Annotated in this window: 7 protein-coding genes; 1 reads left to right on the top strand and 6 read right to left on the bottom strand. The window is 46.1% G+C overall.

Annotated features, from left to right (window positions below):
- Positions 1–2: 2 nt before the first annotated feature.
- Together AC1DLM_RS07940 and AC1DLM_RS07935 are read right to left on the bottom strand one after the other, a co-directional pair.
- On the bottom strand, positions 3–2,768 hold the full coding sequence (locus AC1DLM_RS07940) for a glycoside hydrolase family 3 protein (protein ID WP_477569644.1): 2,766 nt from the start codon (positions 2,766–2,768) through the stop codon (positions 3–5).
- A gap of 143 nt (positions 2,769–2,911) precedes the next feature.
- Positions 2,912–5,185, bottom strand: a complete 2,274-nt coding sequence (locus AC1DLM_RS07935; RefSeq protein WP_477569643.1) for a helix-turn-helix transcriptional regulator — start codon at positions 5,183–5,185, stop codon at positions 2,912–2,914.
- 868 nt (positions 5,186–6,053) lie between these two features.
- Between AC1DLM_RS07935 and AC1DLM_RS07930 the strand changes: the two genes are divergently transcribed.
- Positions 6,054–6,926: an amidohydrolase family protein gene (locus AC1DLM_RS07930; protein WP_477569642.1), complete on the top strand. Its 873-nt coding sequence runs from the start codon at positions 6,054–6,056 to the stop codon at positions 6,924–6,926.
- Positions 6,927–7,196: 270 nt separating this feature from the next.
- Here AC1DLM_RS07930 and AC1DLM_RS07925 read toward each other — a convergent pair whose 3' ends face one another.
- From AC1DLM_RS07925 to AC1DLM_RS07910, 4 genes are all read right to left on the bottom strand, one after another.
- Positions 7,197–9,464 carry a glycoside hydrolase family 3 C-terminal domain-containing protein gene (locus AC1DLM_RS07925; RefSeq protein WP_477569641.1) on the bottom strand — a complete coding sequence of 756 codons (2,268 nt, stop codon included), beginning with the start codon at positions 9,462–9,464 and terminating at the stop codon, positions 7,197–7,199.
- Positions 9,436–10,842 (bottom strand): MFS transporter, encoded by a 1,407-nt coding sequence (locus AC1DLM_RS07920; RefSeq protein ID WP_477569640.1) that lies wholly within the window; start codon positions 10,840–10,842, stop codon positions 9,436–9,438. Before AC1DLM_RS07920 ends, AC1DLM_RS07925 begins: the two co-directional genes overlap by 29 nt.
- Before the next feature lie 80 nt (positions 10,843–10,922).
- A complete protein-coding gene (locus AC1DLM_RS07915; protein ID WP_477569639.1) occupies positions 10,923–11,828 on the bottom strand; it encodes a phosphatase PAP2 family protein in 906 nt (301 codons plus the stop codon).
- Positions 11,829–11,885: 57 nt separating this feature from the next.
- Positions 11,886–12,992: an alpha/beta hydrolase gene (locus AC1DLM_RS07910; protein WP_477569638.1), complete on the bottom strand. Its 1,107-nt coding sequence runs from the start codon at positions 12,990–12,992 to the stop codon at positions 11,886–11,888.
- Between the last annotated feature and the right edge of the window lie 84 nt (positions 12,993–13,076).

Raw genomic sequence — 13,076 nt, 5'->3', positions numbered from 1 at the left:
GCTTAAGATTTAAACAAGTAGGTTTGTAGGATCGTGTACAGCACATGATGAACACTTGTACGAACGCCGTTTGCAATACCTGCTGGATCTTTTTTGTACGCTTTTCCCAGTAACTTTTCATTTTTGGTTGGTGTCATAATATCTAGCATCAAGTCATTCCCCGCTACAACGGCATCCGGCGCTTTCATAAAGCCGAAGACAGCATCGCTTGAAACAAACCCGTCGAAGCCCCATTCTTTACGCAGAACATCATTAAGCAAGTTGGAGTTCGCTCCAGCCCACTTCGTACCGATAATCGAGAAGCTGGACATTGTTCCTAGCGGTTTACCTTCTTTAACCGAAATTTCGAATGGCTTCAAATAGATTTCACGAATCGCTTGCTCATTGGCCCAGATTAGGTTGCCGGTACGTGCATTCGTTTCTTGATCATTTAACGCAAAGTGCTTCATGAAGGCAATAATTCCTTGGTCTTGCGCTCCTTTGATCATCGCCGCTGCCATTGTTCCCGACAACATCGGATCTTCGGAGAAGAACTCGAAGTTACGACCGCCTTGCGCCGTACGGTGGATATTCATACCTGGCGCATACCAGCCCTGAATGCCATATGCGCGCGCTTCTTTCCCTATGGCTTCGCCCATTCGATAGGCTAAATCCTTGTTCCATGATGCTGCAATAACGATTTCGGACGGATAGGACGATGCTTGCACAGGTTTAAAAAAGTAACTAAATCCGGCGGGTCCGTCCATCAACAAGGTTTTGGGAACGCCCAATCGGTCAATGGCCATCGTTCGATAGGCTCCGTTTGCCACATAATCGATCATTTCATCCAATGTGAGCTGATCCAAGAAGGCATCCCACTTCGGATCGTTGAAGGCTACACCTTTCAAATCTTTCAACTTGATGCCGTTATCGACGCCAACTTTCGGCATAGCTTGCTTAGAAGCTACGGTTTCCCCTGAGAATGCATCAAGTACATATTGCGGTGCTTCATGACTAATTTTTTCGTCAGAAGGATACGTTTTCTCCCAATTATTACGAGATAAATAGGTGAGTTCACCTTTGGCTAGATCAAACTGATTCTTGTAAGCCGTTCCTGTATCCTTATCAGTTTTATAGACCTTTTTCTCCGCAATCTGAAAGTCATAACTTGCTGCAATATCATGGACATTGTGAGCAACTTTAATCTGATAAATGCCTGGATCTAACACATACGCTTGCTCACCGTTCATATCATAAGAAGCCATCTCTTCGGTCGCAAACGATAAGGTTAGCACTTCCGATTGACCCGCTTCTAGGAGCGACGTCTTCGCGTAGGTAGCCAGTTCAATGGATGATTTCTCAATGCCTCCTGCCACATAGGGAGCAGAGTAATACAGTTGAACGACGTCTTTTCCTGCCCGTTTACCAACGTTCTTCACGTTGACTTGCAATTCAATCTTATCTTTGGTGAATGTCTGATTCTGGACTGTCCATTCAAAGTCCGTATAACTTAATCCATATCCATAAGGATATAACACGGTATCTCGGTAACCCGCTTCGTTACCTTGATAGAAGGTTTCATAGAAACGGTATCCCACATAAATGCCTTCTTGATAATTGATGAATGAATATTTCAAGTTATCATAGCCATAGTCTCCGAAGTTCTCACTTGCTGGAGCTGATGAATTATCATAGACATACGTGTCCGGAATTCGGCCCGATGGATTCGTCTTGCCTGCAAGAACATTGCCTAATGCATTGGCTCCGTAAGGACCCGGAGTTCCTATCCACAATACCGATTGAATGGATTTGTATTCATTAACGAATCCAAGCTCCAGTGCATTTCCTGCATTGATCACAAGCGTTACGTGAGCAAAGTTTCGGGCAACCTTTTCAATCAACGCACGTTTATTGTCCGTCAATTTCAATTGCTCAACCTTAGCATCGCTTGCTTCTGTGCTTTCACTGGAAATGACAATGAGCGCATTGTCCGAATAAGCTTTCGCTTGTTTGATCGCCTCGTCTGACAAGTAATCGATAGTAGGTTCATCGCTGGAATTCAAACCCATCAAGCCCTTTACAACTTGAACGATTCCTGTGCTGCCGCTGGAACCCCCACCTTTTTCTTCTCGGACATTTTGATACATCTTATGAAGATCCGTGTTATACGAAATACCGGCATTGGTCAGGCCATCGAATAAATTAACCGCACGTGAATTATCACCCGCGCCAGATCCGCCGCCTCCGTAACGCAGTTCAAATGCCGACAAACCGAAGACATTGATCTTTTTGTCCTGTAGCGGCAGTTGGTTGGCTTCGTTCTTCAATAAAACGATACCTTCATTTGCAATTTCTTCTGCAACTTTCTCACCGTGTTCACGTGCGGCAAGTGCCTCTGGCGAATCGGTTATTGCTGTTATATGTTTGGCTGTCAGCGCATCGATGATACTGGATGCCATTGGACCGAATTGTACGAATAAGAGGATAACGATCGCGGCCACAACCGACCAGCCTGCGAGTCGTCTTGGTCTGTTTTTGATTTTCTTGTATCGTTTCGCTTCCTTTTTCATCACTCTTCGATCTTTACGGCTTAACGTCTTCATCATCAGCTTCGATTGTTGCTTTTGTTCTTTCTGAATTTGTTTATCTTGTTCTACCGCGGCTTTACGTTCCACTTCTGACAGCATAGCCAATTCTTGCTTTCGTTCTTTCAACTTAGCTTTATCAGCCCTTACTTTTTGTACAGTCTCTTTTTTTATGGCTTGTTTGCTTTTAAAATAACCCCACACGGTAATACCCTCCGGTTTCGTCTTGCTGTTTTTTTCAATTTTAATATAGCGCTTACATGATATCTATGACGATATTGTCGAAAAAAAAGCTAAATATTGCGATCATCCGATGTTTCATAAAATCGAATGCGCAACATTTAGCACTAGTCGTTCATTTTTTCTAGGTCAATCATGACAATTCCAAAGATCGGAACCTCAAATTCCAAGGTGTGAATTCCCTTTATTATCAACCGTTCGACACTTCTTGAAGGTCGATTGATCGCATTCCAGTAGGCAATGTCATCAAAGGACAACTTTTTGCATTCCCTTAATTCGGTAATCCCAATTCGCTGATCGATCTGCTCAGATGTTAATTGTTGCTTGATCAATCGATATGTACCTTCTAAATTTGCTAGTTCCAGCTTCACTACTATGTACGGACTTTTAGCCTTACGCCAAGCTGATTTCAAAGGATCATTCGTCTGCATAATCATATGTCGCAGCTCTTCCTCTGGATACGCGGTTAGCATTCGGTAGTTTTCTTGTTGCTTGGTCACGATGCAAGAATCATTCCGGTACACAAGATCTTCATAGAGCCGACTCATAAACTCTCTCGCATACCAAATATCCTTGTAACGACCATCTAGATGACATAAAGACAGCTTATTTGCCAGCTCATCTGGGAAGTATTCGAATAACTTCGCCGAATCGAGCGACAACGGTGAGTAATAGTGATCTGCACTTCCGTTGTGATTCAATAAGTTTGTATATTGCCATATACTCGCGTTCGCCTGGGCTAAATCCGCATAGGCCCGCAAATATTCATCGTGTTCATAGACTAGCATCCAATCCAGAATCCGATTCTGCATCTTCATGTTCGTACTGTTGTTGATGACCTGAATGTAAGCTTCGTCGTATAAATGGTTCAACGCGGCATCAAGTGGAATCTTGCGCATTCTCGTCCAATCATCGATGCAATAGACAGTATTATAGCTTTCACTATCGAGTGACATTGCATCCTCAGGAGGGACGGGAAAATGAATGACAATGTTCTTATACCCTTTGAAGGTTCCTATCCCCTGCACTAACGGCAGGCATAACGCTCCGCCTTTCTGCAATTCATAGAAGCAGCGGAATTCATACATCCAGTCTTGGCTTGTCCTATAATTATGCTGCAGATGCAGATGCAATTCCATCATCACACTTTGAAATAAGCCCTTGTCATGGAAACCAAGCTCCTCCCAGTCATCGAAATCAATGGTGTGAAATTGAAGATAGGGCAACATACCGACAGACACAATCTGCTGCAATAATCGGTCCAACGCTGTAAAGGAACAAACGAGCCTGCCACCTATCACTTGTATATCGGTTTTCCTTAAAACACGAGAAACCGCGACCCACTTCACCATGAGCCGATCTCGCACTTCCAACAAGCGGCTTTCTGGTAACTCGCCCTTCACCTTTAATATATGATTCACTTTGGTATACTGTCCGATGGTTTGATCCATATTCAAGCGAACCTCCATACGATCAGGTGAAATCGGCGAGGCAGCTGGCAGTTCGCTAAGTGGTACATAGGGAGCAAGTAACGACATGACATCTTGAGAGAGCGCTCTCTCTTCCCGATTGCGCACATTTACAATTTGATTCTCTTCTCGAAACTCAGCAGGTGTAACCTTATATTTCTCTTTGAATGCTTCATTAAAGGAGCGTACATTGGGAAAACCGTTGGCCAAGGCAATCGTGACAATCTTGTCATTCGTGCTTCCCAACATGCGGTAGCTATGAAACAATCGGACTTCTTTGATATAATTACCGATTGAAATCCCTAATTGATTTTTAAAAGAATGCGCAAGATAATATTTACTGCTATAGAACTTCTCAGCAATTTCATCCAAGCTCAATTTCTCTCCATAATTAAGATTGATATACGATACGATTTCTTTCACCTTATCTGATGCCGCGTGTGCTTGCTCTCTCTCGTCCACCAGCCCAAGGTACCGGTACAGCAGTCCGATCAACCGTTTGGAATACCCTTCAATCATGTAGTCAGAGCCTTCTCCAGGATAACTCATTTCGATGTACAAATACGCCATACAATTTCGCACAAGCTCGTATCCGTCCTTCTTGTATACCATCGATAGCGGAATGTTCAGTTTAAATGGTGGAAACTCCTCCTGATACTCATTGATCAGAAACTTCACAGTAAGCGTCGCATTCTCTGCGCTGCCGATCACACGAACCATATCCCCTTTATTCAAAACGAAAATATCACCGGTCCTAATCAAAACATCCGAACCATTACGGATCAATTCCAAATAGCCAGAAAGAACAAACCACACCGTTAACTCCGAAATGAACAATAGATCCGCATCCTCGATTGTTTCGATGGCAGTCATAACGAAGTGATCGCATCCATCATTCCTTTGCTTTAACATTAATCCATCTCCTTTCGAATACGATTTACGGCACGATCCTAACCAGATCTTATTAGTATAAACCAAATCTTTGAGTTCTGATGTTAAGAGGTTGAGAATTATCGATATTCCTGTGGTATACGCCCMCCGAATGCAAACAACTATGGTCAAAGATGCTAAAAGGCATCCATTTCAGAGAAAAACGCCCGTATATCGATGAATACGTGCAGAATTACATCTTTGAAGACCGCTAGTGTGTCAAAACGATGAGAGTAGGCAGAAATAGTTGCACTTTCGCATCAATTTAGATTATGAGCTACGTTTGATTCAAAAAGGATGCCCTTTTGCATTTTTGGACACTTGTGCATGCCACGCACTTTATTAACTCCCGACACGAACAAGCTGAATTTAAGACAGCACAAAAAGGGACCCCCGCCACATCCATGGCTTTGGGGCCCCTCATCTTACTCCCTTACAAATAACCGAGTTGGTACATCTCCTCATTGGATACCGCTTTGTTATAAATAGCTAATCCACCGATGCTGCCGACAAAGAAATTACCGATCTCATGAGAACGATCCATGGCCGCACACCTGTTGGCCACTCTCCCAAATCGATAAATTCAGAAACAGTCCATACTGGCGTCTCTTATTCGTTTCATTCCAAATGCCAGCAACAAATTCGCATTCATTATTGGATTTCTTTCTGCGTTTAACCCAAGCCGCTACCGTCACCTGAGCATTCTCACCATGCATGCGACTTAATCCCATACCTCGATGAGCCGTGGAAAAGTCATGCCGAAAGGTTCGGCATTCCTGGAGCTGGGCTGCCCTATTCGTCGCCGATTGGCAGCAAGCGCAAAGATGCAGATCCGCCTAGCGGGCTACCGTTGGGATCCGATCCGCATTACATGCTCGAACACTTGGTCGAACCATTCAACCTTGATTACGCGTTGCTTTGTTCCGATGCAATAATTGGCATGTCTGGTTATGCGGACAGCGATCACGTTGCAGCCGTATGCCGGGCCTACAACGATTATCTAATCGCCGAATGGCTGCCGGTTAGCCCGAAGTTCAAGGGTTATCTGTGCATCGGTACCCAAGATCCCTTGGAAGCTGCGCGCGAGATCGACCGGGTCGGTTCGCATCCAGACATCGTCGCTGTCAGTGTGATCGGAGGTGCTCGAATGCCGTACGGCCAGCGTTTCTTCCATCCGATCTACGAAGCTTGTGAGCGCAATGGGCTTCCACTTGTAATCCATCCGGGCGCCGAAGGCGCAGGTACCTTTAACCCACCGACTGCGGTCGGGTATGTGTCGAACTATTTGCAGTGGCATACTTGCTTGCCCCAAACCTTTATGGCTCATTTGGTTAGTTTTGTCTGCGAAGGCGTGTTTGAAAAGTATCCAGGGTTTAAAGTGGTGTTTTGCGAGGGTGGCGTCACTTGGCTGCCTCCACTGTTGTGGCGGCTAGACAAAAACTTCAAAGCCTTACGTTCATCCACACCATGGCTGAAGCGCATGCCGAGTGAGTATGTGCGCGACCACTGCTTCATGACAACGCAGCCGATCGAGGAACCGGATGACTTCAAGCATCTCGAAGCGATGTTCAATATGTTCGACGCTGAGAACATGCTGCTCTTCTCCAGCGACTATCCCCATTGGGATTTCGATGATCCGACGAAGATCCTGCAACGGCTCCCGCTTGAGAAGAAGAAGAAAATTTTCAGCGAAAATGCTCGGCAGTTGTTCAATCTGAAGTGAACGCACGAAACTCCCCTACCACTTGATAATGGGTAAGGGAGTTTTTCATTCACAGCAATTACTACTGCCTTCGCCATTCGGGACTTGAACCCTAGAGATAGCGCCCATGCCGGGCGCACTTAGAAAACGGAGCCCGCAAATCCGCGGCACTCCGTTTTTGTTGTTTCAGAACTAAAATAGAAATTTAAGTACCCGCGGCGAAAATGAGGATTTGTTGCAGCATTCGTTAGAAAAAAATTATGCCGTTTAAATGCCAATGCATATAAACATTTAATTCGTTCTACTGTTCAGATGATTCAGCAAATCGTCCAATCCATGTTCCGTAAAAGCTCCTTCGCTAAATGTGATAAGCGCGCGGAGCGGCATATTCTTCATCATTGCCATCATTAGTTCCGAACCATCCTGCATCATCGCCATCATCCCTCCTGCTTGACTCAACATGGATTGAATGATCGCGGCCCCCTTCGGATCACCCATCAGATCGCCGACTGTCGAGTTACGCGTGTACATCTTGGCAAGTGCAACCGTGGATTCCACTTCAACACGTTCTATGAGTACGATATCTTGGGATGAATGTCCGATGAGAATATCGAATTCACCCGTTTCTACATGCCAATCCTTTAGCTCGACATTGTAATAGGCAAAAGCTCTTTGATCCAGTGTGAACGTCACCGTCTTCGTTTCACCAGGTAAAAGCGCTACCTTCGTGAAACCCTTCAACTCTTTTTCAGGCCGTACGACACTGCTGACCACATCTTTAACATACAACTGCACGACTTCTTTACCTTGCATAGCGCCAGTATTCGTAACCTTTACGCTAACTTGCAGCGTGTCGGTATCTTTCATGCTGTGCGTGCTTACCGAAAGATCGGAGTACGCGAATGTTGTATAGCTGAGACCGTAGCCAAATGGGAAAAGTGGCTCAATCCGCTTGGCGTCATAGTAACGGTACCCTATGAATAAACCTTCCTTGTACTCAACACGATCCCCCTCACCGGGGAAATTCAGGAAGGACGGATTGTGCTCAAGCTGCTGCGGAAACGTCTCCGCAAGCTTGCCTGACGGACTGACATTGCCGAATAACAAGTCAGCAATTGCACCTCCGAGAGCTTGCCCGCCGAGGTAGCCCTCCAGTACTGCCTTGACGTGGCCGAGCCAAGGCATTTCAATCGCGGAGCCGTTGCTCAGCACAACGACGATGTTCGGTTGAACGTCCGCGACGGCCTCAATGAGACGGACATGGCCTTCCGGAATCCGCATATGATTCCGGTCATAGCCCTCGGATTCGTAGCGCTCCGGCAATCCGACGAACACAATCGCGGTGTCAGCTTGCGAAGCTGCTTCCACAGCCTGTGCGATGAGCTCCGCATCAGGCTCATCATTGTCAGTGGCGTAGCCCTGCGCATAGGATACCAGCGCAAATGCTCCTGCTTCCCTCAAGATGCTGTCGTAAATATCATCCAGCTGGGTAGGCTTGATATGCGAGCTTCCGCCGCCTTGATATCTCGGATTACGGGCAAAGTCGCCGATCACCGCATAGGAGCCTTCGCGTTTCAGAGGAAGTAGGCTGCTCTCATTTTTGAGCAGTACCATACTTTCTCTTGCAGCTACTCTGGCTAACTGGTGATGTGTCTCCGGATCAAAGGAAGCGTCCTGCTTACGATGCGCTACCGCTTTGAAAATCACAGCCAGCAGTCGGCTCACCGCTCGATCCAGCGTTGCTTCCGACAATGCCCCGCTGCGCACAGCCTCGATGATTTTCTGATCGCCGACGCCATTACTTGTCGGCATTTCCAATTCCAATCCTGCCGCTAGCCCATTAATGCGCTCATTGACTGCGCCCCAGTCGGAAACAACGAAACCCTCATGACCCCACTCTTCTTTTAAAATATCTGTAAGCAGATACGAATTTTCCGAAGCGTACCCCCCATTCACCTGATTGTAAGCACTCATAACGGTCCAAGGCTTCGCCTTCTTTACCGCGCCTTCGAAGCTAGCCAAATAGATTTCTCTGAGTGTGCGTTCATCCACAATGGCGTCTACAGACATACGCCGATGCTCTTGATTGTTCGCGGCAAAATGCTTGAGCGATGTGCCTACACCTTGGCTTTGTACGCCATTAATATGGCCAGCTGCCATCTCGGAGGACAGAAACGGATCCTCGGAGAAATATTCGAAATTGCGACCGCATAGCGGCGAGCGCTTAATGTTAGCCCCAGGTCCCAACAAAATTGCGACATCTTCAGCCTGACACTCTTCCCCAATCGCGGCGCCAACCTGATGAATCAGCTCCGTGTCCCAAGAGCAGGCCATTCCGGCCCCTGCCGGGAAACACGTCGAAGGCACGCTGTCGAAAATACCCAAATGATCGCTGCCGGCTCTCTGCTTACGCAGCCCATGCGGACCATCTGTCATCATGATGGATGGAATACCAAGACGCTCGACGGCTTTGGTCCGCCAGAAGTCTAACCCGGAGCACATGCCTGCTTTTTCCTCTAAAGTCATTTGGTCAATAAGCTGTTGTATGTGTGTTTTCATGTATGTTTCTCTCCTTTTCGTCTAGGAAAATTAGCGCTTGTTTGCGTCGTTCCTGTAAATCCTCCAACATGATTGGTTGAATCTTGTCAAGACGATAAAACAACAGCAAAATAATCATGATGACTTGACCGATAATTGGCGCCCATAAGTAATTAAACGAGATCGCCGCCAAAGCGGAGTCCGGTTGTGACGTGCTGTTACCCACATAACCGCCCATCGACAATATCCAGCCACCGAGTGCTCCACCAAGCCCCATTCCGACTTTGACCCCAAAGCTTGAAGCTGAATATAGCAGACCTTGTGCCCGCACGCCGGATTTCCATTCACCATAATCGACCGTATCCGCCATCATTGCAAAAAGAAGACCTGCACCTGCGCCCATGCCAAGCCCACTAATAAGTAGTCCAGTCAAAAGCAAAGGCACAGAAAGCGCATTCCCACCGATAATTGCGATAATATAACCAAGGATGGAAACAAAGGATCCAATAATAATCGTGTTTCTTTTCCCAATTCTTTTCACTGCCATTGGAGCGAACACCATCGTAACAATCATCAGAAGCTGTATCGAATTCACAATCGGAATGAGTTCCGGCTTTTTCAGATAGTATGTCATATAATAGATGCTCGTCTGACCTTGAATAGACGTTGTGATCCATAGAAACAAGCCAAGCAGCAGCATGATCAGCCAAGGTATATTTCCTTTAAGAGCCTTGACCCCTTCACGCATAGGGAGCGGCTTCTCATCAATCGCTTTGACGCGTTCTTTGGTGTTAGCAAACATGTTCAAGAAGAGGAGTATGGCGATGACCGAGAATAAAACCATAGTCACAATAAATCCCTTTGATTGGTTTCCTCCTCCAAACGCATTCACAAGCGGCATTGTTCCTGCGCTCACTGTGATAACTCCAAATATAGCGAAAACCATCCGAACCGTGTTGACCACCGTACGTTCATTGGAATCACTCGTCAAACTCGGCAGGATCGCCGACAGAGGCAAATTAATGCCAGAGTACATAATTCCAAGCATGGTGTATGTGATGTATGCGTATACAAGTTTGCCCGTATCGCCAACATCCGGCGTTAAAAACATGAGTACGGCTGTAAGCCCAAATGGAACGGCGAGCCAAAGGAAATACGGTCTGCATTTACCCCACCTCGTTTGAGTACGATCAATCATGACGCCAATGAACGGCTCCACAATCGCGTCAATGACACGCGCAACTAGAAATAATGTCGCTACCGCCCCAGGGTTCAGTCCAAAGACATCCGTGTAGAAATACATCAGATAAAGCGTTGTCATTTGAAAAATCAGATTGGATGCTGTATCGCCCAGACCGTAGCTAATACGCTCTCTCCATGGCACTTGATTTTGATTCATGCTAGCATCTCCCCGATACCTTTTGTTGGCGCTTTCTTAGTTTCATTTTAATGTAAGGTTCGTTTAAAACCGTCCGTATTTTAACGATAATAGGGGGCATTTTTATCTTTTCGTACAACCGTGGCATGTGATTGAACATCCGGATATAGGTCTACCTTAAACAGCTTGCACAACAGCAGCATACAGGTGATCGTGATAAAAGCCCCAGTCAGTACATCCGTTGCAAAATGATCTCCCATAATAATACGGCTCGTTGATGTACATAGTCCCCATGCCACTGCGATGACAAGCATAATGTTGCGCCATTTGCTTACGAAAGGCATAAACAGCATCCATATCATCATCGTCCAGCCATTAGCGGAGTGACCCGAAGGGAACGATTTGTGCGCCTCAACCGTGACCCCGTTCTCCTGAATGCCTTGCGGAAGGAACCACCTTGTAAACTGAGAATAGTYTCCCTCCATATTGCGGAAGCGTAATCTACCCCAGAAAATCTTAAGGACATTCACCACTATAATCTCCGCAAATACGATGGCGATACCTGCCCAAGCTGCTCTGTTATACATTCGTAACATTTCAACAGGAACTCGCCTCAGCAGCCACTGTGTAATTACCGCGATCAGAACAGCTACAGCTAAACTGATGAGCATGATGCTCCCCCCGGCCAGCTCATATCCACGGTTGAGAGCAATAAATATGATGCTAAATCCACTTAATAGGATGAAAAAACCAGCTGCCAGGCGAACCAAAATCTTCTTAATCACTCGTTCATCTCTGACCGTGCTGAAAAGAATACTACCCGCTGCAAATAACACAATGAATGCTGGATGCTCCCCGTATACTTCAAAAAACCAACCAAACCGTGAATGCTCCTCGTTGTAAAGCGCTTTGGATACGTTCAAATCAGTAAATGTAAATAACACCATCAAAGCGGCCCATATCATAATAAATCCCCATACAAATCGCTTTGTCCCTCTGGTCGCCATCTTGGTTGCTCCTTTCAATAAAAAACGGAAAGCTGGGACGCAGCCCTGCTAACTCATTTATGAAAAAATGCGTTTAATGTCTTTGGAGATTTCATGGACGCAATCTTCCGCCTGCGGATATAATCCTGTCTTATCCAGAAACGCATGATCCATGCCGTTATACTGAATCAGCTTCGTTGCGACGCCTGAGCGAGTAAGTTTACGAGCGTACGCTTCACACTCTAGCCTTAAGTAGTCATATTCTGCCGTCACAATTAGTGTTTCCGGCATGCCGCTTAAATCTGCTGCTAATAATGGAGCGAAATAAGGATCCGATGACTCCGCGTTATTTTGCAAGTACAGATTAACAATTAAATTGCTCATTCCACCTATTCCTTCAACCCCAGCCATAATGAGCTCCCGGTGATTGCGAATATCATATTCGTCCAGACGCCATTTGAAATCCTCCGTTTCGACTGCCCCCATGTTAACGGTCGGATAAATGAGTGCCTGATACTTAATCATGTTCGTACCTTGGTCACGATCCATCAACGAGCACACCGCAGCCAAGTTACCGCCGGCACTGTCGCCAGCCACCGCGATTTGCTGAGGGTCCGCGCCGATTTCGTCGGCGTGCTCGTAAACCCATTGAACCGCTGCGAAGCAATCGTTAAGTCCGGCAGGAAATGCATGCTCTGGCGCTAGTCGGTAATCTACCGAGACGACGACAGCTCCAGCTTTTTCAGCTAACGCTTTGCAAGGATTTTCGACGACATCTACGGTTCCACCAATAAAGCCGCCGCCATGAAAGAACACGACTACAGGTAATCGACCTTCTACCGAAGGGCTATAAATACGAATGGGGATCGAACTACTTGCCCCATTAATTACTTTGTAAACGGTATCAATTTGTGTTACGGTAATGTCTTCATTCTTCCATCCGAACATAGCTCTAATCGTTTTCACAAAAGTAGGTGTATCTGAAGGGTCAAAACTCGGCCTTTCCGCAGACGCCATAGCGGCAGCCTGCTGCATCTGAACATCATATACCCGAGAGTCTAATTGCCCCAAAGCATCCGAGTCAGGAATTGGTTTGACTGCATAATCGTAATTGTCCCGCTTGGAGACTACCGTATTTTCTTCGAGTAATGAAACCAATTTTCCATATTGTTCTTTGTTGTCCATGTTGAACATCTCCCTCTTCTTGTTTAGTGACTCTTGATTGGATTCATGCGTTTATATATGTATAATAATAGGCAGTTGCCGACT

It is taken from the genome of Paenibacillus sp. 01T442, assembly GCF_056398345.1.
The sequence above is the reverse complement of the archived record's forward strand: the minus strand, read 5'-3'. Positions and strand labels throughout refer to the sequence as shown.